Here is a 21,313-nt window from a genome sequence, read left to right as displayed (position 1 = left end):
TTTCTCGCAGAGGTTTTGAAAGCGTTTACCTCAAGGGGAGAAGGGGGATTTGAATATGGATATGTATTTATTAATGGTTACATTGTTAGCGATTGTGATAGTTATTTTAGGAGTAGCGTGGTGGAAATGGCATGCGTTTATTAGTTTAACTGTTGCAAGTTTGTTTTTGGCCGTTATGTCCGGGTTATCAATGGATAAAATCGTTATTGCCTATGAAACCGGAGTTGGAAGTGTTTTAGGTCATTTAGTCGGAATTTTGGCACTAGGTACAATTTTAGGAAAATTAATGTCGGATTCCGGTGCCGGAATGCAAGTAGCAGATTTTTTCATTCGGTTCTTTGGTGTAAAGAGATTGCCATGGGCTATGTTATTCGCAGGCTTTATTATTGGAATCCCAGTATTTTTTGACGTAGGAATTGTCATTTTATTACCTCTAGTCATTTCAATTTATAAAACAACGAAACAAAACATTTTATTAATCGCATTACCTGTCATTGCTGGATTATCAATTGTACACGGTCTTGTTCCCCCGCATCCAGGGGCAATGACTGCAATCGGCATTTATAATGCCGATATAGGGAAAGTACTGATCTACTCGCTCATCATTGCGCTGCCTGCAGCCATTATTGCAGGTCCATTGTTTGCGCATTGGGTGCATAAACGCGTGATTCCTGAAGGAGAGCCAGAGTTAATCCGTGTCAATACAGCATCAAAGAAATTACCTGGCACAGGCATTTCATTCTTCATTATCTTATTACCTGTTATCCTGATGATACTATCGGTTGTTGCACCGTACATGTCACTGCCTGATGCATTAGTGAAATTCTTCACATTTATTGGAAGTCCTGTAATGGCACTTCTCATTGCTTGTTTTGTAGCATTTTACTGCCTGGGAATTCGTCAAGGTATGGATAAAAATATTATTAAGAAGTTAACGGACGAATGCTTACTGCCAGTTAGCTCCATCATTTTAATCATCGGAGCCGGCGGCGGCTTTAAGCAAATCCTTATTGAGAGCGGTGTAGGTAATTCTATCGCTCAAATGTCTGAGCAAGTATCCTTATCTCCAATTGTTTTAGCATTTATGGTAGCGGGATTAATTCGAATTGCGACAGGTTCAGCAACGGTCGCGCTAACAACAGCGGCAGGCATCGTTTCGCCAATCATTGAGCATATGTCAGGTGTGAACTTGGAATTGCTTGTAATCGCGACAGGTGCAGGATCGCTCATGTTCTCACACGTAAATGATGCCGGTTTCTGGCTAGTAAAAGAATACTTGGGGTTAACTGTAAAAGAAACATTCAAAACATGGACGGTATTGGAGACATTGCTTTCATTTATCGCTTTTGGCTTTGCTTTACTGTTTGATATGTTCATTTAAAATAAAAATTTTTACACATTTGCAGATGCTTTAATCGTATATGAAAACTACTTATTTTGATTCAAAATAAGTAGTTTTTTATATTAGTAATGCTACGGTAAAAGAGTAAGTAGGAGGAATTAACATGACTTGGTTAAAAGATATCATTGGAACTGAAAAGGCGATCATTGCCATGTGCCATTTATTGCCGCTGCCGGGTGATCCTTATTTTAACAAAGAAAAGGGGATGGATTATGTTGTGGAAATGGCAAGAAAAGATCTGCAGGCTCTTCAGGAGGGCGGCGTGGATGCCATCATGTTTTCAAACGAGTTTAGTTTGCCGTATCTGACAGATGTAAAAACGGAAACGGTTGCTGCGATGGCTCGTATTATCGGGGAGTTAATGGCAGATATCAAGGTGCCATTCGGTGTAAATGTATTATGGGATGCCAAAAAATCACTGGATTTAGCTGCAGCTACGGGAGCGAAGTTTGTAAGGGAAATTTTCACGGGTGTATATGCAAGTGATTTTGGAACGTGGGATACAAATGTCGGTGAAACCATTAGACATCAGTACAGAATCGGTGCAGAACATGTAAAATTGCTGTTCAACATCGTACCAGAAGCCGCCAAATACTTAGCTGATCGGGACATTGAAAGCATTGCTAAGTCAACTGTATTTAATAACAGGCCGGATGCTTTATGTGTTTCCGGATTAACAGCGGGATCACAAACCGATGTCCAGTTATTAGGACGTGTAAAAGAGGCCGTTCCGGAAACGGTTGTCTTGGCGAACACAGGTGTAAGATTAAATAATCTTGAAGAGCAATTATCCATCGCTGATGGGGCAGTCGTTGGAACGACGTTTAAATTTGATGGGAAATTTGACAATCATGTGGATGTTAGACGAGTGAAAGAGTTTATGGATAAAGTGAAGGCCTTTCGAAATCATCTTTAACTTTAAAGAAGGCCAAATATTAATAGAGTATGGATTGGAGAACAGGGGAAAAGAATTTTCCTCTTTTATGATAAACACTATTTTTGTAATGTTTTGACATCTTTTGTAGAAAGGGTTTTCATTTTGTCCCATATTGCTCATAATATTTTTTGGTGTCTCCTATACATGCTGTGAAGAAGGAGAAAAATCATCTTTTAATTGGGGGAAATTTTTTATGTGGGTAATCACTGTCTATTCAAAAGAAAACACGACAATGTTTGAATTTGATACGGAAAAAGAAGCAAGAGAAGCTTTTGAGAACATTCAAGGCTGTAAGATTCTTTCAGAGGTTATTTACTTTAATGATCACCGTTTTGCTTTAGCTACTGTTTAAGAGGTCATAGGAATCAATTGGTTACTTAGTGTAATTTTGGGCCAAAATGTTCTAATTAGAGACGAAAAAAATTCAATGAGGTGAAGAGAAAAAGTGTCGACGGTAATCCATGCAGCAGGTCGAATAGAAGGTTTAATAGAGTGTATTGTCAAAAAAAGAAAAGAATTGATTGATTTAGGGAAAAGGTACGGGCTATTAGATGAAAAAACCATTCGTTGTAGTCAAGATCTTGACGAACTCATAAATTTACATATAAAAGTTCATTCAAGTTCAACTAACACGCTTTTAGATAATGAAACTGATATATCTAGAATGAGGCACTCCTATGATCATTATAAGGTTAGTAATCTTAAATATGGGGAAAAAGCTGCTGCAATTGCAATAAGTAGCCTTCATTTCTTTTCTGCCCAAGTGGTTACTAATTTCCGCTCAGCGGCTCTTGGGGTTCGGACTGCTTTGTCTCTAATTAGTAATAGCTTCGCTGCAGGGTTTGCCGTCCTTCAAGTTTATCGCTGATTAGGCAAGAATATCCTTTTCAACGTACACGATCATTCGTCCTGGAGGACTTTTAAATGAACCGGGTACAGGAAAAGTGCCGGCCGCCCAGAATTTAGGGAGAGCCTCCATCCCGGGTGAAGATGAGCTCGCACGATTCTAGCTGTTTTAAATGAAGAGCACACGTTTAACCGTTCTTTTCATCTTATTTCAGGTGAAACGCTGATTTCCGATGCACTAAAAATGATATAAAAGTATGGCTGTTCAGCTTAGCCGTGGCAACAGTTCCACAACAAGTTGTTCTTCAATCGCGGATCAAATAATATTCCTTGTTAAGGATATGTAATCAGGTGTATACATAATGATCATCCCACTTTGGTATCGAAGGGGGATGATCATCTTTGCATAAAGTATACCTGCCTCTTTAAAAGACAGTTGTTAATCTCATGAGAGGTCACATAGAAAATGTAAAATTTTTTATTTTTTAATGTACTGTCTTTTTTAAGAAACTTAATCTTTCTTTGGAGTTGTCCGCTGTTATGATGTCAACGCCGCTATCAATCCTTTGTTGAATATGTTCTCCTTTAATGGCTTTGTATGCTTGTTCAACGCTTAAATATCCCATATCATAAGGATTCTGCGATAAAGTAGCATCTATCTTTCCTGAATCAACAGATTCTACAATTTCCGTAAGACCGTCTGTCCCGATGACAGGGATGTTTAACCTTTTTTTCTCTATTGTTTTTAATGCCTCTAGAGCTAATCGATCGGTAGTGGCAACTACCCCTTTAAGGTTTGGATAATGATGTAAAACGCTCTCCATTACTGGTATTGGATTCCCGAAATGGTCATACCCTAATTGTTCTACAACAATCTCTATTCCAATCTCCTCTAAAACTTCTTTTGCACTATTTTTTCGATCAATCATGATTCCATCATCTACTCTTCCATGAATGATGGCTACTTGATCTCCTGGCTGCAGCATAGAACCCAATAGCATACCTGCTGTTTTACCCAATGTTATGTTATCGGTCCCTATAAAAGCGGTTTGGTACTTCCATTCAGCACCCGAGGTCGTAAGAATAATAGGAATATTTTTTTTAGTGTATTCCATCAATATTGGATAGGCAACGGACGGGTGAGTAGGAGCTGTGATTAGTGCGTCAGGAGACTGATGCAATACTTTTTTTAACAGATCAGGTTGATTAGTGATAGGGTATAGTGAAGAAGGAGCCATGACTTGACCATCTATGTCAAAATCTTCGAATGCTTTTTGGGCTCCTGACTTGAAACTTTTCCAATATTCTATATCCAGTCTTTGGACAACGGCAATCACTTTAGGCTTGTCAGCTTCTTTAAGAAGCCAGAATACGATACTTACCGAAACTATAAGGAAAACTGTGAAAACTAATGAAATAACCCATCTATTTTTCAATATCCATCCCATCTTCCTTGTCTTATTCTTCTTAATTATACTTTATCCTGTAGAGATTGTGTCATCATTCATCGATCAGCACATAAGGAGGCTCCAAGCAGCGAAAGGGGAGGAGGGGATATGTCATATTCATAGAAAAAAGCCTGATCCTAATAGAATCTAGGCTTTAAAATAGATTTTTGTGAATAAGACGAAATCTGAGTCTATCGCAGGTTAGGATTATATACTATATATTCTACTTAATAACGCGACACATCCTCATTCCGTCGAGGGGCATTCACCATTGGACATCCAGGCAACTTGAATAGACTCTCAAGGGTTCGCCGATGAGGATGACGCCAACCCCGCAAGGGGAGCGACAGCCGCTTAGGTCTAGAATATTCGTCATGACCGTTCTTTGGTCATGACGAATATTCTAAATCGATCTATATTAGAGCAGGTTGTTCTTTTTCCGTTAATGTCAATAAACGTTTTTTCACGTCTTCAGCATTCACAAGTTTTTGGGCCACACCTGTCTCCATTGCAGCGCTGGCAACCGCTGCTGCGACATGGGCCGCTACTCGTCGGTCAAATGGATCTGGGATGACATAATCGGCATGAAGGTCTTCATCCGAGATTAAGCCGGCAATGGCATAAACGGCTGCCAACTTCATTTCTTCATTGATTTCTTTTGCATGAACGTCTAAAGCGCCTCGGAAAATGCCAGGGAATGCCAACACGTTATTTACCTGATTCGGGAAGTCCGAGCGTCCTGTCCCAATGACCAGTGCTCCGGCTTCTTTTGCATCTTCCGGCATGATTTCTGGTACTGGATTAGCCATTGCAAAAATAATAGGGTTTTCATTCATCGAACGAACCATGTCTTTTGTTACGGCACCTGCAGCTGATACACCAACAAATACATCTGCTCCGGCAAGAGCATCGGCTAATGTCCCTTGTTTTTGTTCTTTATTGGTGATGCGGGCCATTTCTTCTTTAAATGGATTCATGCCGACAGGGCGTCCTTCATAGATGATTCCTTTTGTATCACATAAAATCACATCTTTTACACCCATATGAAGCAAGAGCTTCACAATCGCCACACCGGCCGCTCCAGCACCATTTGCCACGACGCGAATATCTTCGAGTTTCTTGTCAGCAAGCTTCAGAGCGTTAATTAACCCTGCAGCAGTTACAATCGCTGTCCCATGTTGATCATCATGGAAAACGGGAATCTCACATTCTTTTCGTAAGCGATTCTCAATTTCAAAGCATTGCGGTGCTGCGATGTCTTCCAGGTTTATCCCGCCGAAAGTAGGGGACATTAGTTTGACGACTTCGACAATTTTATCCGGGTCTGTCGTATCGAGGCAAATAGGGAACGCATCGACGTCTGCAAATGACTTGAATAACAATGCTTTTCCTTCCATAACCGGCATGGCAGCTTTCGGTCCAATGTTTCCAAGGCCCAATACAGCTGTTCCGTCTGAAACGACAGCGACTAGATTTCCTTTTATCGTGTAATCATATACTTTGCTTTCGTCTTCATGAATGTCCAGGCAGGGTTCTGCAACACCTGGTGAATAAGCAAGACTTAAATCATTTGCATCGCGTACGGCGACTTTTGAGTGGACACCTAGTTTTCCTCGATTTTCTTTGTGCATTTTTAATGCTTCTTCACGTAAATTAGACATATCGTATCTCTTCCTTTTATGTATTAGAATTTTTTATCTTTTTCCGAAAAAATACCCCCACTCCGAGGGATAGACAAGGAGCAGACCACTAGTAAGTGGGGGCAGTTCAAAGCGTGTCCACTGAAAAGGTGTAAAGCTTATATCTGGATGAAGGGACTTTTCGTTATGCTTGATCGCTTCCGAAGAAATTACGGAATGCTTGAATCGTTGTATCACGGTTTAATGCCGCAATTGATGTCGTTAACGGAATCCCTTTCGGACAAGACTGCACACAGTTTTGCGAGTTCCCGCAATTGGCTAGGCCGCCGTCTCCCATAATCGTCTCCAAGCGCTCTCCTTTATGCATTGCGCCTGTTGGATGAGCATTAAACAGACGAACTTGTGATAATGGGGCTGGTCCGATAAAGTCGGATTTACTATTGACGTTCGGACAAGATTCCAGGCAGACCCCGCACGTCATACATTTTGACAACTCATAAGCCCATTGGCGTTTGCGTTCAGGCATACGCGGTCCCGGTCCAAGATCATACGTGCCGTCGATTGGAACCCATGCTTTCACGCGTTTTAACGCATCAAACATGCGGCTTCTGTCAACTTGCAAGTCACGAACGACCGGGAATGTTTTCATCGGCTGAAGGCGAATCGGCTGTTCCAATTGATCGACAAGCGCTGTACAGGACTGGCGCGGCTTGCCGTTGATCACCATCGAACAGGCTCCGCATACTTCCTCTAAGCAGTTCATGTCCCATGTGATCGGTGTCGTTTGGTTGCCTCTTGCATCAACAGGGTTGCGTCGAATTTCCATGAGCGCCGAAATGACGTTCATGTTTGGACGATAAGGGATTTCAAATTCTTGTTCATAAGAAGAACCTTCCGGTCCATCTTGACGAGTGATGATGAACTTTACCGTTTTTTGTGCACTCATAGTCGTACTCATGGCTTAACGAACCCCCTCTTCTTTTTTCTCCGTTGCGGCTTTCTTTTCATCTTTTTTCTTTGTATAGTCACGCTTACGAGGCTTGATCAACGACACATCCACTTCTTCGTAATGGAAAGCTGGTGCCGCTTTTTCTCCGGCAAAGCTTGCCATCGTTGTCTTTAAGAACTCCTCATCATTACGATCCGGGAATTCCGGCTTGTAGTGGGCGCCGCGGCTCTCGTTCCGGTTGTAAGCACCCAATGTCACGACACGTGAAAGTTCAAGCATGTTTTTCAATTGGCGGGTGAAGGTAGCCCCCTGGTTGCTCCATTTTGCTGTATCGTTAATATTGATGCGGTCGAAACGTTCCATCAGCTCTTGGATTTTTTCATCCGTCTTCAATAACTTATCGTTATAGCGAACAACGGTTACATTATCGGTCATCCACTCTCCAAGCTCTTTATGAAGAACGTAGGCATTTTCATTGCCATCTAACGACATGATTTGATTCCATTTTTCCTGTTCTTGCTGTACATGGCGTTCGAACAAGCTGGACGGAAGCGCATCAGCGCTCTTTTCTAATCCATTAATATATCGAACGGCATTCGGCCCCGCTACCATACCGCCGTAAATGGCCGATAGTAAAGAGTTCGCTCCTAAACGGTTCGCTCCGTGCTGCGAGTAATCACATTCACCGGCAGCGAAAAGCCCCGGAATGTTTGTCATTTGATCATAATCTACCCATAGACCGCCCATTGAATAGTGGACCGCAGGGAAGATTTTCATTGGAACTTTGCGCGGATCATCACCCATGAATTTTTCATAGATTTCAATGATTCCGCCAAGCTTGATGTCAAGCTCCTTCGGATCTTTATGGGAAAGATCCAGGTAAACCATGTTTTCACCGTTGATACCTAGTTTTTGAGCGACACAAACGTCGAAGATCTCACGTGTCGCAATATCACGCGGTACTAAGTTTCCGTATGCTGGATATTTTTCTTCTAAGAAATACCAAGGTTTTCCATCTTTATACGTCCAAACGCGGCCGCCTTCTCCACGAGCCGATTCACTCATTAAGCGAAGCTTATCATCTCCAGGGATCGCTGTCGGGTGAATTTGAATGAACTCACCGTTCGCATAATAAACCCCTTGCTGATACACGATCGATGCAGCTGAACCCGTATTGATGACAGAGTTAGTAGACTTACCGAAAATGATACCAGGTCCTCCGGTAGCCATGATAACCGCATCTGCCGGGAACGATTGGATTTCCATCGTTTGCAGGTTTTGGGCCATGATTCCGCGACAGGTACCGTCGTCATCTAAAATAACCCCTAAAAATTCCCATCCTTCATACTTCGTTACAAGCCCCGCTACTTCATGACGGCGAACTTGTTCATCCAACGCATAAAGCAACTGTTGTCCAGTTGTTGCTCCGGCGAATGCGGTACGGTGATGCTGTGTTCCACCAAAGCGGCGGAAATCAAGCAATCCTTCCGGCGTACGGTTAAACATAACCCCCATCCGGTCTAATAAGTGAATAATGCCAGGCGCTGCTTCACACATCGCTTTGACCGGAGGCTGGTTTGCCAAGAAGTCACCGCCGTACACCGTATCATCAAAGTGTTCCCAAGGAGAATCTCCTTCCCCTTTTGTATTGACCGCACCGTTAATACCGCCTTGCGCACAGACCGAGTGAGATCGTTTTACCGGAACAAGTGAAAATAAATCCGCTTGCTTTCCTGCCTCTGCAATTTTAATCGTGGCCATCAGGCCTGCTAAACCGCCGCCAACGACGATAATTCTCCCTTTACTCATCGTAACCCCGCTCCTTTACAACTATCAGATTATGCAAACGCCAAAATAGCACGAACACCGACGAACGCCAATGCTACGAAGATTCCTAATGTCACATACGTTGAAATGCGTTGAGAACGAGGAGTGACTGTCAGTCCCCAGCTTACGCCGAACGTCCATAAACCATTCGCAAAATGGAAGACGGTGGATAAAATTCCGACAATATAGAACGCTAACATGGCAGGATTATCGACGATATTCGCCATCATTTCATAGTTGACTTCTGCTCCGAAGAATACTTGAATTCTCGTTTCCCATACGTGCCAGGCGATAAAAATCAGAGTGACTACCCCTGAAACACGCTGAAGCAGGAACATCCAGTTTCGGAAATAGCCATAATTGCTCACGTTATTCTTCGCCGTGAAGGCAATATACAGTCCGTAAATAGCATGAAATAAAATCGGTAAGAAAATAATGAATGTCTCTAATGCGTAGCGAAAAGGCAAGCTCTCCATGAAATGGGAAGCATTATTAAACGCCTCAGGTCCTCTTGTCGCAAAATGGTTCACCACTAAGTGCTGGATCAGGAAAATCCCTACCGGAATGACACCTAACAATGAATGCAGTCTGCGATTGAAAAACTCCTTGTTTGCTGCCATACATTAAACCCCCTTTTGATAGATACATGTTTTGATCGTGAATTATAGCTAATTCCTTCGCAGTTAAAGTTTTTCTATACGTACTATCATATGGTTGACAAATGATAATGTCTAATTTATTATTTGCATAGTTTTCATGCGTCTCAGTTATGTATAGGTCGATTTAGAAGATTGGACATGACCAAAGAGCGGCCATGGCCAATCTTCTAGGCCTAAGCGGATGACACCCCCCTTGCGGGCACATTCAAGGGGGCTGAATAATGACTGTCATGCTTTTTAATGGAATAAAGATGTGTCGAGTTATTAAAAAAAATATAGAACCAAGAGGTGAATAGTAAATGGAATGGCAGCAATTCGAATACTTCCAAGTCGTTGCTCGTATGCAGCACATCACACGCGCCGCGGAAACTTTATCTATTTCCCAGCCGGCTCTAAGTCGTTCCATTGCTAGATTAGAGGAAGAATTAGGGGTCCCATTATTTGAACGTCAAGGACGTACAATTAGATTAAATCATTATGGCGAATTATTTTTGAAACGGGTGGACCGCATCATGAAAGAATTTCAAGAAGGGAAGCAGGAGATTCAGGACTTGCTTGATCCGGGATATGGAGAAGTATCTTTTGGGTTTATGCCTACTCTCGGCACCTATCTGATTCCTAACTTGATCAGCTCTTTTCAGGTTGATTATCCAAATGTCAACTTTCGCTTCAAGCAAAATGCAAATGATTCACTTCTGGCACAACTAGAATCAGGTGAGATTGATTTCTGCCTTGTTTCTTCAATAGAAGATAACCCGCAGGTTCAATGGATTGAATTGTGGAGTGAAGAATTATTTATTATCGTTCCCTCCCATCACCGCTTGGCCCATTATGAAAGCGTTACGCTGCAAGAGATTGCAGATGAACCGTTCGTTCTTTTAGAAAAAGGAAATGGGCTTCGGGGAATTACGGATCAATTGTTTCATGAGGCGGGAATAAGTCCAAAAGTAACATTTGAGGGGGCGGAGGTACACACGATTGTTGCGTTTGTTACCGCTGGACTTGGCGTCACACTCATACCGGATTTTAAAGGAATCGATTGGGATAAAATATCCCGGATTCGCGTACAGTCACCGAATTGCCAGCGAGTCATCGGGCTGGCTTGGTTGGAGGGAAGATACCTATCACCATCAGCCAAACGGTTCCAGCAATTTATCATCAATTATTTTGCGAAATGATTACAGGGGAGACCTGTATCTGGAGTTCGTTATTCAGCTAACCTTAACAACAATCTGAAAATGGACCGTCTATTGGCGGGCCATTTTCAGATTGTCGAGAAAGTGCTTATATATAAAGGAAACTTCTATCAGTGAAGGGCCAGAAATCTTATCTATCAAAAGCAAAGATTTAACGTCACCCACTGTAAAAAGTGAAATTTGGATTCCAGTTTTGAAACAGTAAATAAGGTATTAGGTATATACGCTGAGTTATTTCGGCAACTCTTTTTCACTTTCTGTTCTTAATATGAATGATTGAACTTAAAGTAACGGGGGCATTCCTTTAAGAAGGGATGCTTTTTTATTGAAACAAGCGGAGCTCAATAAGAAAAGCATTTATAATTAATATATATAAATCGATTTAGAAAATTCGACATGACGAAAGAACGGCCATGTCAAATTTTCTAGACCTAAGCGGCTGACACCCGCCTTAAGGGGTTGGTGCCACCCGTATAGGCAAGCCCTTGAGGGACAATTCAAGTTGTCTGGATGACTAATTGTGGCATCCTTCGATGAGAGGAAGATATGTCGAGTTATTAAGTAGAATGTATATAGATACCTTGAATTTACTACATTTACAATATTAAATAGTCCTTAGTAGCTTGTTGTTCTTAAAACTTTTATGTAATTTCAACAGGGGGTTACCGAATAATGGTGACACCTCATTCTACTTTGGAGATATATAATTTGAGGTATTTTAAAAACTCTCTGGCTACTAAAGAAAAATGTTTTTTCTTTGACCGTAACCATCCGAAGGATCGATGGTTGGATTCAAAATTTATTAATGGTATGGGGATAATTTCTCCACTTTTTACATAATGGTCATCTTTTAGTGCTATATCTATCAAAAAACCCATTGCTAATCCTTCCGAAACGGCTTTTTTGATGACTTCGGTATTGTTAGAAGCAAATAAAATATTCATCGGTCCGTATTTATTCATATATATAGAAATGGAATCTTTCCATATTTCCCCATCATACATCACTACCGTTTCATTGATCAGCTCCTCAGGAGATATATGGTCACTGAATGCGAATGGAGAATGTTTGCTGACACATACCATGATTTTCCCTTCTAATAAGGTTTCGAAAACCAGCTCTTCATGTGCACTCCAATCGATTTCATCAAGCATGGCTAATCCGATGTCAATCTTCCCTTGGATAACATCTTCAATAATATTTGGTGACTTTTTTTCGGTTATGACAATACGGCAGTTAGGATAGTCTTTTTTAAAGTTTGCTAGCGTTTTGAGTAATATTGGCATGAATAAGCTGGGGCTGGCCGATATATTTAATTCTCCGTTTATTAACGATGTTTGCTCTTGTGCTTCTTCTTGTATTTCTTCAAGCTTCACGACAATTTCATACGCTTTTTTAATAATGTTTTTACCCTCTGCTGTTGGCAGGGCGCCCAACCGTGAACGTGTAAACAATTGAATGCTTAATTCTTGTTCTAAACTGGTAATTGCCTTACTAATGGTAGATTGGGAAACATGAAGATTTTGTGCAGCCATGGAAATAGAACGTGTTTTAGCTACTTCAACAATATATTTTAATTGTTCTAGATGCACATCGTTCCCTCCTTTGTATGAATTTAGTTCAAGTATATATGATATATAGCTATTTTACTTTATTTTCAACCATATTTAAAATAAATTTAAGAATATTAAAACTATTCAAATAAAAACAGGATAATTGAAAACGTTTTCTAAAGCGGTGAGAAAATGTTTTGGAAAGGAGTAAAGTATGCATGAAACAGTACAAATCGAGAATATTGAACATTTAAGGGAGAGGCTGCGTCAGTTCATTTATAACGAATTGCTACCGTTTGAAAGAGAACACGAAATTAACTCAGAAAAAGAGATTCGGATAGAACAGATTAAATGGGTCAGAAAGCGATCGAAGGAGCTTGGGTTTTATGGCATCAATCTTCCTAAGGAGGCAGGGGGACAATCACTTAGCCTGAAGGGACTATGTATCTTAAAGGAGGAACTGGCAAAATCAGGGGCGGCATTATGGGGGCATGTATTAGGTGAAATAGGCGGACCTTTGCGTATTGGCCAGATGTTAAAAATATTTACTTCGGATCAAATAACAAGGTATGTAATGCCAGTGATTAATGCAGAAGCGGGCTGTTGTTTTGCGTTGTCAGAACCCGGAGCAGGATCAGATGCTCATGCCATTCAAACGACGGCAGTACGAGACGGTGATGACTACATTTTACATGGTAAAAAGCATTTTATTAGTGCAGCCCCTTATGCAGATTGGGCCATTGTTATTGCTAAAGAGATCGTTGAGGAAGGCGCTGAAAGAGTTACTGCTTTTATTGTGGAGAAAAAATCGCAGGGAAGACCAGGTTTTGAATTGGGAAAAATTCAAGTGCCGATTTCCGGAGAACGGAGCACGGCGGAGCTTATCTTTAATCAATGCCGAGTCCCAGCTGCTAATATTCTCGGTCAACCAGGCAAAGGGTTGATGCTGGGACTGAGCAGAATAAATGAAAATCGGGCCTCTTGGGGGGCTACCTACCTTGGTGTGGCACAACGGCTTTTAGATTTATCTATCGATTATGCCAAGCAGAGGGTCCAGTTCGGCCGACCAATTGGAGAATTTCAAGCAATTCAACATATGATAGCGGAGATGGCGACTGAAATATACGCTGCACGTTGCATGCTCTACGATGTAATCGAAAAAATCGATCATGGTGAAGAGGTGAGAGGGGCTTCATCCATGGTAAAACTGTATTCCTCTGAGGTTGCTAATCGAGTTGCCGACAAGGCTGTTCAAATCTTTGGCGGGCAAGGGTTAATGAAAGGACATCCTGTCGAGAAAATGTACAGAGACGTACGGATGTTTAGAATTTTGACCGGTTCATCTGAAATTCAGAAAAACATGATTGCCAAAGAATTGTTGGAAAAATAAAGGTGATAGATTCGACTGAATATTAAAAAGCATGATTTTCGTATATTACTAGGGAGAGGAATTTTTCATGGATAATTTAACCTATCAGGCTTTTCTGTTCAATAGTATAAACAAATTTGATTTCCAGCCGGCACTTACTTGTGTAGAAACAAATGAAACCATCACCTATAAGGAATTACGGGATAAGGTGGAAACGGCAGCCAACCAGTTAATTCGGCGTGGCGTACAACTCGGAACCCATGTTGCGATTCTAATTCCAAATAGCATTGAAAATGTCATATATAATCTTGCTGTAAGTCGATGCGGGGCAACCGTTATTCCATTAAATGATAAGCTGGGCGTTAGAGAGATTGATTTTATCTTGAGAGATGCCGAGCCCCAAGTGATTATTATGGCAACCCAAAAACATGTAGAGTCTGTGCTTGATTATCAAAAAGAGGTAGATAAAAAAAAGGTAACTGTTATTGGTCTTCCAGGCTTCGGTGTTGAATATCCGGAAGAATTCTATTCTTTCGATTTGGATGATAAAAAAGGCAGCATGGCATTCCCTGTTGCCTCAATGGATGATTTAGCAACCATATCGTATACCGGTGGTACAACAGGAACACCAAAAGGGGTAATGCATTCTCAGCAAGGCTTTGGAGCCTCACTCATGGCTTCATGTATAGAATATCCGTACGATGATCAAGACAAGGTACTACTTTGTACACCTCTTATTCATGCTGCAGGTGTATTGCTACAGCGGTCATTAGTATCCGGCTGCCATGTCTATATTATGAAGGCGTTTCATCCGGAAGTGTTTTTGCAGACTGTTCAAGCAGCGCGGATTACAAGTACTTTTGTTGTTCCAACTATTATTTACCGCTTAATTGATGAGGCCAAGAAAAAAAGCTACGACGTGAGTTCATTGCGCAACATTAATTATGGTTCATCCCCGATCTCTACAGAACGTCTAAAAGAAGCATTTACGATCTTTGGTCCTATTTTAAGGCAGCAGTATGGGATGACAGAATGCAGTATTTTAATTGCTAGACTCACAAAAAGTGATCATCTCTGGGCGCACGAGAACGATCCTGACGTGTTAAAGAGCTGCGGAAAACCATGCATGCTGACCCAAATTCGCTTGGTTGATAATAATGGCTATGACGTGGAACCATTGCAGTCGGGAGAAATTGCTGTCAAAACCCCTTCTGTCTCTGTCGGTTATTACAAAAGACCCGACCTTACCGAAGAGGCATATCGTGACGGTTGGTTTTATACGGGAGATATTGGCAAACTGGATAAGCATGGTTTTCTTCATATTATCGAACGTAAAAAGGATATGATTATTTCTGGCGGATTCAATGTATATCCGGCTGAAGTGGAAAGAGTTATCAACAAGCACCCTGCAGTAGCGATGAGCGCATGCATTGGTATACCACATGCTGGTTGGGGAGAAGCGGTCTGTATATTTGTAGTACTTCGTGAGGGTGAAACCTGCTCGAAGGAGGAGTTGATTGAATTCTGTAAAGAACGAACCTCTGTCTACATGGTCCCAAAAGAGATCTATTTTGAAACGTCATTACCGCTAACAATGGTAGGAAAGATTGACAAGAAAGAGCTGAAAAAACCTTTCTGGGAAGGGACAGCACGTCTGGTAAATTAGTAAAACTTCAACAGGGGGAGGACATCGATACTTCAAAAAGGAGCGAATGGAATGCAAGTATATGCGACCAATAAAAAGCGTAAAACCACTATTATCCTTCTTTTGTTTATCGGAATGACATTAAGTTACATTGATAAAGCGTCCATTAACGTAGCAATTATTCCGATTCAGAAAGACCTGCAGCTTAACTCTTTTGAGTCAGGACTGGTATTAAGTATCTTCTTTTTCAGCTACGCCCTCATGCACCCATTAGGAGGGTGGCTTACAGATAAGTACGGTTCACGGAAAGTATTAGTCTTCTCCATCCTAACTTTTTCGCTTTTTACAGCTTTTACGAGCTTTGCTTGGTCATTTGCATCACTACTTTTGTTTCGTTTCCTGTTTGGAGTCGGGGAAGGAAGTGTTTTTCCTGCCAGTGTACGATCGATTTCCGATAACTTTCCTGAAAATGAAAGAGGGAGAGCAAGTTCGTTCTTTTTATCTGCACAAACGTTCGGTGGTGCGATAGGTTCCGTTACGATAGGGGTTTTGGTGGTTTCCCTTGGATGGAGATCAATGTTTATTAGCATTGGTATTATAGGTGTTTTGATAGCATGGGCTTTTTGGATTTATCTGAAACCCCCAGAAGATAAGCAAATAAATAACGAGAAACAAAATCAAAAGAAAGTTCCTTATAAAATGTTATTTAAAACCAATAATTTTTGGAGGATATTCTTTACTAAATTTTTTTCTAATATCGTCAATTGGGGTATGATTTCCTGGATGCCTTCTTATTGGGTAAGTAAAGGTTTGGAATTGTTATCAGTAAGTGCCTTGATGGCCATACCGTACGTTGCCTCCTTTCTCATGTTTAATGTAAGCGGCTTGATTTTGGATAAATATATGGTTGGAAGAGAGAAATACCTGGCAGTAACAGGATTAATATCTTCCAGTGTCTTTCTATATTTGATGTTTAATGCAACATCTGTTTCCCTTGGAATTGTTTATATGACCTTTAATGCTATTTCAATCGCGTTTATCGGAACATCACTATATACAATGATCATTAAGTACTCAGGCAAGGAATTAACGGGTTCTGTGACAGGGTTTGTTTCTTTTGGAGGGCAAATTGCCGGGGGGATCTCTCCAATGGTCATTGGGTTTGTTCTTACTACCTTCAACGGCTCTTATACTGCTGCTTCCTGGTTTTTAATCGTTGCTGCATTGGCAGGGGCAATTACAGCACTAACAATTAAAAATAATCTCAAAGAAATAAAAGAGAATGTGCTTATTGAGCAATCTTTTAACTAAAATGGAAAAAAGGGGGGGACTATATGCAGTCCATTACAAAGAATGAAATGGAAGTTTTTCCGCCGAATACAGAAGATATCGTGACAAAGGATAATTGGTTTATTTCTAAAAAAAACTTGCAAAAATATTGTCATAGTGGTGAACTAAGCCCCATCCGTATTATCTGGAGAGGAAACCAAAAGCCCACCTCATTATCATATGCTAAAGATCCATTAGACTTAGCAAAAATAAACGTTAATAATGCTGAAAGTGTATTAACGTATCTTGAAAGAACGAACACAGATGCTTTTTTAGTGATGCATAAAGGAGAAATTTTGTACGAGAACTATTTTAACGGATATAAATCGTATCAGCCGCATGCATTGAACTCTGCTACAAAATCATTTGTCGGCTTGATTGTTAGTTTGCTTGCTAATGAAGGATTATTGGATTTACATCAAAAAGCTTCCTTCTACATTCCTGAATTAAAAGGAACAGGACTTGGTGATGGAACTGTTCAGCATTTGCTTGATATGCAAGTTCCTGTGAAATATATGGAAGTTGACACGCCAATGGGGATTGGCCGCGGGACACCGATTTTCATTGTATCCGGTTCCATGCCAAAACCTGATAACTATACTGGGCCAGAAAACCTATATGAATTTATGATATCAAGCGAGAAAGATAAACTACCTGGTACTGTTTTTAAGTATGAAAATAGTCAAACAGAAACATTAGGATGGATTGTTAAACGGTTGACAGGAAAAAACTTAGCAGAATTAATTCAAGATTTCATCTGGTCTAAATTGGGGGTAGAAGAAAACGCCTTGATACACTTGGATCAAATCGGTACGGATATAGCCAGCGGCGGTATGCGGGCTACATTGCGTGATTTGGCACGATTTGGCGAAATGATGCGCAACAATGGTTACTACAATGGCTGTCAAATCATTCCAGAGTATATAATTAGGGAAATTCAAAAAGGTGGGAACCGAAAATATCTTGCGGAAAGTGCCTATCATTATCTTTCAGGATTCTCCTATCATAATAAGTGGTGGGTTAGCCATGATCGATACGGAGGATATTCAGCTCGAGGGAAGTTTGACCAACGAATACACATTGCACCAAAAGCTGACACAGTCATTGTAAAATTATCCTCCTATTATTCTCCTGATTCAGAAGGAATAGATGCGTTTCAAGCGATAATAGAGTACTTAGTAAAGCAGTAACATTAAGCTGGGAAAAACTTTAGCTTTACATGTATAATCTAAACGTGCCATCACATAAAAAGGCTAGAGAAAGGGTTACTATTTATGGAAGCTTTAAATAAATGGAAAGAAGAAGCTGGTAATAGTGTGAAATTTGCACAGCAGCATTTAGCGAATGAAAGAACGTATTTAGCTTGGATACGGACTAGTGTGTCTATTGTGGGAGTGGGGTTTTTGACCACTTCTTTGCATTTTACGATTAAAATTAGCTTCAATCATTATATTAATAACGTTGCGATATTCCTGGGAATATTTGCCTGTATTGTTGGCTTTATAATAGGAGTATTGGCTACTCTTCAATATTCAAGGAAAAGGAAAGAAATCCAGAATGGTATATTTAATCCATCTAATCATTGTATTTTCTTTATTTCTTCCCTGTTTTCCATCTTAATTCTCATTATTTTTATGTATCTTTCTTTCTTGTTATTTATGTAGGCTATTAAGTAACAAGCAACCAGCGACAATTCATATTTTCGTTTTTCTCCATTATCCTCCTGTTTAATCATTTCCTTTTAGCAACATGGAGCAAGATATGGGAAACTTCCATAAGTGGGATTTATTCACAGTTAATACAGAATAAAAGAGAGTGCCCCAAAAGCGATATTTTTGGGGCACTCTCTTTTACTCAGTCGGTTCAACTTCTAACCACGTTTGCGACCATTTTTCAATTTCTTTCATAATGGGTTCTAAGGCTAAGCCCTTCTCGGTTAGAGAATATTCTATACGTACCGGTGTTTCAGGGAAAACCTCACGTTTAACGATTTCTTGATTTTCAAGTTCTTTTAGCCGTTCTGACAGGACTCTTCCGCTAATTCCCATGGAAGATTCCAAGGTGCCGAATCGTTTTGGTCCTGTGAGCAACTGGTAAATAACCAGTCCCGTCCAGCGCTGGCTCAATATGTTTATCGCTTTTTCGAAGCGTGGACAAATTAGCGATTGATTCATTGTTTATCACCCCTGCACGTTCATGATACCATATTATAAATAACATTATAAATCATAACGAATGTATTTGACAAAAGTAAATATCGAAAATATAATTACTTACATAAAGTAACTAACATTTAAAATAAAAACAATCTTTATATATATCTCATTTGACACAGCTTCATTCGAACGAGGGATATTCACCATCGGCTATTCAAACCACTTGGTTTCTCCCTCAAAGGTTAGAAAATTAGACATGGCCGTTGTTTAGCCATAGCGGATTTTCTAAATCAATCTATATAGTTGGAGGATGACAATATGACTTTTCATGAAAAACCGAATATGTTTGTTAGTCAGGTGCATTTAAACGTTCAAGATTTGCAGCGTTCACTTGACTTTTATCAAAATATCATTGGTTTTAAAATATTAGAACAAGCAGAAAGAAAAGCAGCATTAACGGCGGATGGCAAAACGCCTCTTGTCATCATAGAACAGTCGGAACATGTGATTCCGAAACAAAGGCGTACAACAGGTCTTTATCATTATGCGTTGTTATTGCCAACCCGTGCCGATTTAGCAAAATTCATCTTGCACATGATCAAAACGCAATACCCGCTTCAAGGCGGTTCAGATCATCTTGTGAGTGAGGCGCTCTATTTAGCCGATCCTGACGGAAACGGCATTGAAATTTATTGTGATCGTCCTTCTTCTTCATGGAAGTGGAGTGGAGACGAAGTGGTGATGGCGACTGAGCCGATGGATGTGGAGAGCATTGTTAAGGAAGATGATGGAAAGCCGTGGGAGAGTCTTCCTGCTGGCACCATTATGGGGCATATCCATTTACATGTAGCCGAATTCAAAAAAATAGAAGAATTTTATTGTCATGGTCTTGGCTTTGAGATTGTTTGCCGATACGGCGGTCAAGCGCTGTTTATCTCGACGGGTGGCTATCATCATCATATCGGACTTAATACGTGGAATGGAATCGGGGCTCCGGCTCCTGTAAAGAATAGTGTTGGAATGAGCTCCTATACGGTTGTTTTTCCTAATGAAGAGGCGCGTAAAGAAGCAGTTGCTCGAATCAGCACGTTGGGAGCAATGATAACAGAGGAACAGGGCAGTTTGTTCACACAAGATCCTTCAGGGAACAAAATTGAATTGAGAGTCTAGGTAAGGCTGACTGTATCTTTATATTGAGACATAAATAGGTGGTTGTAATATGAATCTTGAAGCGGATGTTTGTATTGTTGGTGCTGGACCTGGAGGAGCTCTTTTAGCGTATTTACTTGCTGCAAACAATCTTTCAACGATTGTTCTCGAGCGCCATAAAGGGATTGATAAGGAATTCCGCGGCGAACATTTGAATCAAGAGGGAGAAGCCGTTTTACGAGCTTATGGTCTCTATGAACAAGTGGAACGAGAAGGGCTTTTATTAATGGAACGTGTGGAATATTGGCATCATGGCCAAGCGTTTAAGGCGGTGATTCCTGCAGATGGAGAACGGCATGTTGGAATTCATATTCCACAAAGGAATCTATTAAGTGTGCTGCTTCGTGCCGCTGATGTTTTCCCTCATTACAAGTTGATGATGGGAACGAAAGTGACAGGGGTGGTGACCAATGAGAGCGGTATGGTTACCGGCGTGAAGGCGAAAAAGGGAAATGAGGAAGTGTCGATCAAGAGCACGATAGTGGTTGGTGCTGATGGACGATTTTCCACGATTCGAAAATTAGCCGGCATTCCGGTTTCCATCATTAAACACGGTTACGATTTGCTATGGGCCAAAATTCCGACCCCAGCTGAATGGAAACCGACGATTAGACAGGCTTTGGTGAATGGCAAGCAATTTGCTTTATTTACCCAAGCCGGCGGATATGTTCAAATCGGCTGGAACATCGAGGAGGGATCGTATCCTGTCTTAAAAAAGCAATCTTTTGAACCGTTTATCCGACAGGTGGCGGAGGCTTTTCCGGAATTGAGCGAAAGTGTCCATCATCATATCCGGTCGTGGGGTGATTTTGTTTTATTAAACGTCCATAGCTCTAAATGCGAAACATGGGTGAAGGATGGGCTTGTGCTTATGGGAGATGCGGCCCATACAATGAGTCCAACCGGTGCGTTTGGGATTAATGCCAGCTTGGCCGATGCGCAAGTGTTGAGTGAAGTAATCATCGAAGCTCTTAATCAAAGGGACGTAAGTGTGAGTCAATTGAAAGAGTTTGAACAGCTGCGCCGGAAAGAGGTAGAAGCCCTGCAAGAACAGCAGCTAATTAAAGAAGCAGCTTTTAAAGATCATTTCGCTGTTCTAACCAGGTAATTGGAACGGTCTTATATTATCAAATATGGGTAGGGGGAAC

Annotated in this window: 19 protein-coding genes and 2 pseudogenes; 14 read left to right on the top strand and 7 right to left on the bottom strand. The window is 40.9% G+C overall.

All coding sequences use genetic code 11. The features are described 5' to 3' along the window. Positions 1-55 precede the first annotated feature (55 nt). The 5 genes and pseudogenes from BK575_RS18300 to BK575_RS29160 all read left to right on the top strand — a co-directional run. The gene (locus BK575_RS18300) at positions 56-1,381 is read left to right on the top strand and encodes a GntP family permease (RefSeq protein WP_078412411.1); all 1,326 of its coding nucleotides are present in this window, start codon (positions 56-58) and stop codon (positions 1,379-1,381) included. A gap of 124 nt (positions 1,382-1,505) precedes the next feature. Continuing rightward, positions 1,506-2,318, top strand: coding sequence for a BtpA/SgcQ family protein (locus BK575_RS18295; protein ID WP_078412409.1), 813 nt, complete (start codon positions 1,506-1,508; stop codon positions 2,316-2,318). Positions 2,319-2,532: 214 nt separating this feature from the next. Continuing rightward, a complete protein-coding gene (locus tag BK575_RS28745) occupies positions 2,533-2,691 on the top strand; it encodes a hypothetical protein (protein ID WP_169907885.1) in 159 nt (52 codons plus the stop codon). A 93-nt stretch (positions 2,692-2,784) separates the two neighbouring features. Continuing rightward, positions 2,785-3,207, top strand: coding sequence for an aspartyl-phosphate phosphatase Spo0E family protein (locus BK575_RS18290; protein WP_078412407.1), 423 nt, complete (start codon positions 2,785-2,787; stop codon positions 3,205-3,207). 25 nt (positions 3,208-3,232) lie between these two features. Then, positions 3,233-3,438: pseudogene (locus tag BK575_RS29160) on the top strand (SDR family oxidoreductase); the annotation flags it as partial. Between the two features lie 232 nt (positions 3,439-3,670). On the opposite strand, the gene BK575_RS18285 reads toward BK575_RS29160, so the two are convergent. The 5 genes from BK575_RS18285 to BK575_RS18265 form a co-directional block, all read right to left on the bottom strand. Next, a complete protein-coding gene (locus BK575_RS18285; RefSeq protein WP_169907881.1) occupies positions 3,671-4,621 on the bottom strand; it encodes a sugar ABC transporter substrate-binding protein in 951 nt (316 codons plus the stop codon). Between the two features lie 425 nt (positions 4,622-5,046). Next, positions 5,047-6,294 carry an NADP-dependent malic enzyme gene (locus BK575_RS18280; protein ID WP_078412403.1) on the bottom strand — a complete coding sequence of 416 codons (1,248 nt, stop codon included), beginning with the start codon at positions 6,292-6,294 and terminating at the stop codon, positions 5,047-5,049. 163 nt (positions 6,295-6,457) lie between these two features. Beyond that, a complete protein-coding gene (gene sdhB / locus BK575_RS18275) occupies positions 6,458-7,219 on the bottom strand; it encodes a succinate dehydrogenase iron-sulfur subunit (RefSeq protein WP_078414855.1) in 762 nt (253 codons plus the stop codon). 15 nt (positions 7,220-7,234) lie between these two features. Next, entirely contained in the window at positions 7,235-9,031 is a 1,797-nt protein-coding gene (sdhA, locus tag BK575_RS18270) for a succinate dehydrogenase flavoprotein subunit (protein ID WP_078412401.1), read from the bottom strand. A 29-nt stretch (positions 9,032-9,060) separates the two neighbouring features. Beyond that, the gene (locus tag BK575_RS18265; protein ID WP_078412399.1) at positions 9,061-9,669 is read right to left on the bottom strand and encodes a succinate dehydrogenase cytochrome b558 subunit; all 609 of its coding nucleotides are present in this window, start codon (positions 9,667-9,669) and stop codon (positions 9,061-9,063) included. A gap of 338 nt (positions 9,670-10,007) precedes the next feature. Between BK575_RS18265 and BK575_RS18260 the strand changes: the two genes are divergently transcribed. Next, a complete protein-coding gene (locus BK575_RS18260) occupies positions 10,008-10,886 on the top strand; it encodes a LysR family transcriptional regulator (RefSeq protein ID WP_078412397.1) in 879 nt (292 codons plus the stop codon). Positions 10,887-11,019: 133 nt separating this feature from the next. Further along, positions 11,020-11,109, top strand: a pseudogene (locus BK575_RS29155) (AraC family transcriptional regulator); the annotation flags it as partial. A gap of 478 nt (positions 11,110-11,587) precedes the next feature. Here the strand turns inward: BK575_RS29155 and BK575_RS18255 are convergent. Then, positions 11,588-12,496, bottom strand: a complete 909-nt coding sequence (locus BK575_RS18255; RefSeq protein ID WP_078412395.1) for a LysR family transcriptional regulator — start codon at positions 12,494-12,496, stop codon at positions 11,588-11,590. 175 nt (positions 12,497-12,671) lie between these two features. Here BK575_RS18255 and BK575_RS18250 point away from each other — a divergent pair, with 175 nt between their 5' ends. The 5 genes from BK575_RS18250 (at position 12,672) to BK575_RS18230 (ending at position 18,464) form a co-directional block, all read left to right on the top strand. Next, positions 12,672-13,847 (top strand): acyl-CoA dehydrogenase family protein, encoded by a 1,176-nt coding sequence (locus BK575_RS18250; RefSeq protein ID WP_078412393.1) that lies wholly within the window; start codon positions 12,672-12,674, stop codon positions 13,845-13,847. Positions 13,848-13,914: 67 nt separating this feature from the next. Continuing rightward, the gene (locus BK575_RS18245; protein ID WP_078412391.1) at positions 13,915-15,492 is read left to right on the top strand and encodes a class I adenylate-forming enzyme family protein; all 1,578 of its coding nucleotides are present in this window, start codon (positions 13,915-13,917) and stop codon (positions 15,490-15,492) included. A 51-nt stretch (positions 15,493-15,543) separates the two neighbouring features. After that, positions 15,544-16,782 (top strand): MFS transporter, encoded by a 1,239-nt coding sequence (locus tag BK575_RS18240; protein ID WP_078412389.1) that lies wholly within the window; start codon positions 15,544-15,546, stop codon positions 16,780-16,782. Positions 16,783-16,805: 23 nt separating this feature from the next. Beyond that, a complete protein-coding gene (locus BK575_RS18235) occupies positions 16,806-17,990 on the top strand; it encodes a serine hydrolase domain-containing protein (RefSeq protein ID WP_078412387.1) in 1,185 nt (394 codons plus the stop codon). Between the two features lie 84 nt (positions 17,991-18,074). After that, positions 18,075-18,464, top strand: coding sequence for a YidH family protein (locus BK575_RS18230; protein WP_078412385.1), 390 nt, complete (start codon positions 18,075-18,077; stop codon positions 18,462-18,464). A 186-nt stretch (positions 18,465-18,650) separates the two neighbouring features. On the opposite strand, the gene BK575_RS18225 is transcribed toward BK575_RS18230, so the two are convergent. Next, positions 18,651-18,974 carry a winged helix-turn-helix transcriptional regulator gene (locus BK575_RS18225; RefSeq protein ID WP_078412383.1) on the bottom strand — a complete coding sequence of 108 codons (324 nt, stop codon included), beginning with the start codon at positions 18,972-18,974 and terminating at the stop codon, positions 18,651-18,653. A gap of 300 nt (positions 18,975-19,274) precedes the next feature. Here BK575_RS18225 and BK575_RS18220 point away from each other — a divergent pair, with 300 nt between their 5' ends. Continuing rightward, positions 19,275-20,126: a VOC family protein gene (locus BK575_RS18220; protein WP_078412381.1), complete on the top strand. Its 852-nt coding sequence runs from the start codon at positions 19,275-19,277 to the stop codon at positions 20,124-20,126. Positions 20,127-20,175: 49 nt separating this feature from the next. Next, entirely contained in the window at positions 20,176-21,273 is a 1,098-nt protein-coding gene (locus tag BK575_RS18215; RefSeq protein WP_078412379.1) for an FAD-dependent monooxygenase, read from the top strand. Positions 21,274-21,313 lie beyond the last annotated feature (40 nt).

It is taken from the genome of Priestia abyssalis (genome assembly GCF_002019595.1).
Classification (GTDB): domain Bacteria; phylum Bacillota; class Bacilli; order Bacillales; family Bacillaceae_H; genus Bacillus_BA; species Bacillus_BA abyssalis.
This window is presented reverse-complemented; position numbering and strand designations above follow the sequence as displayed.

What these genes read in the sequence shown, in the direction of transcription:
- BK575_RS18260 (WP_078412397.1), top strand. Translation starts at nt 10,008, where the DNA reads ATGGAATGGCAGCAATTCGAATACTTCCAAGTCGTTGCTCGTATGCAG.
- BK575_RS18230 (WP_078412385.1), top strand. Translation starts at nt 18,075, where the DNA reads ATGGAAGCTTTAAATAAATGGAAAGAAGAAGCTGGTAATAGTGTGAAA.
- sdhB (WP_078414855.1), bottom strand. Translation starts at nt 7,219, where the DNA reads ATGAGTGCACAAAAAACGGTAAAGTTCATCATCACTCGTCAAGATGGA.
- BK575_RS18235 (WP_078412387.1), top strand. Translation starts at nt 16,806, where the DNA reads ATGCAGTCCATTACAAAGAATGAAATGGAAGTTTTTCCGCCGAATACA.
- BK575_RS18280 (WP_078412403.1), bottom strand. Translation starts at nt 6,294, where the DNA reads ATGTCTAATTTACGTGAAGAAGCATTAAAAATGCACAAAGAAAATCGA.
- BK575_RS18220 (WP_078412381.1), top strand. Translation starts at nt 19,275, where the DNA reads ATGACTTTTCATGAAAAACCGAATATGTTTGTTAGTCAGGTGCATTTA.
- BK575_RS18215 (WP_078412379.1), top strand. Translation starts at nt 20,176, where the DNA reads ATGAATCTTGAAGCGGATGTTTGTATTGTTGGTGCTGGACCTGGAGGA.
- BK575_RS18250 (WP_078412393.1), top strand. Translation starts at nt 12,672, where the DNA reads ATGCATGAAACAGTACAAATCGAGAATATTGAACATTTAAGGGAGAGG.
- BK575_RS18265 (WP_078412399.1), bottom strand. Translation starts at nt 9,669, where the DNA reads ATGGCAGCAAACAAGGAGTTTTTCAATCGCAGACTGCATTCATTGTTA.
- BK575_RS18245 (WP_078412391.1), top strand. Translation starts at nt 13,915, where the DNA reads ATGGATAATTTAACCTATCAGGCTTTTCTGTTCAATAGTATAAACAAA.
- BK575_RS18225 (WP_078412383.1), bottom strand. Translation starts at nt 18,974, where the DNA reads ATGAATCAATCGCTAATTTGTCCACGCTTCGAAAAAGCGATAAACATA.
- BK575_RS28745 (WP_169907885.1), top strand. Translation starts at nt 2,533, where the DNA reads ATGTGGGTAATCACTGTCTATTCAAAAGAAAACACGACAATGTTTGAA.
- BK575_RS18295 (WP_078412409.1), top strand. Translation starts at nt 1,506, where the DNA reads ATGACTTGGTTAAAAGATATCATTGGAACTGAAAAGGCGATCATTGCC.
- sdhA (WP_078412401.1), bottom strand. Translation starts at nt 9,031, where the DNA reads ATGAGTAAAGGGAGAATTATCGTCGTTGGCGGCGGTTTAGCAGGCCTG.
- BK575_RS18240 (WP_078412389.1), top strand. Translation starts at nt 15,544, where the DNA reads ATGCAAGTATATGCGACCAATAAAAAGCGTAAAACCACTATTATCCTT.
- BK575_RS18300 (WP_078412411.1), top strand. Translation starts at nt 56, where the DNA reads ATGGATATGTATTTATTAATGGTTACATTGTTAGCGATTGTGATAGTT.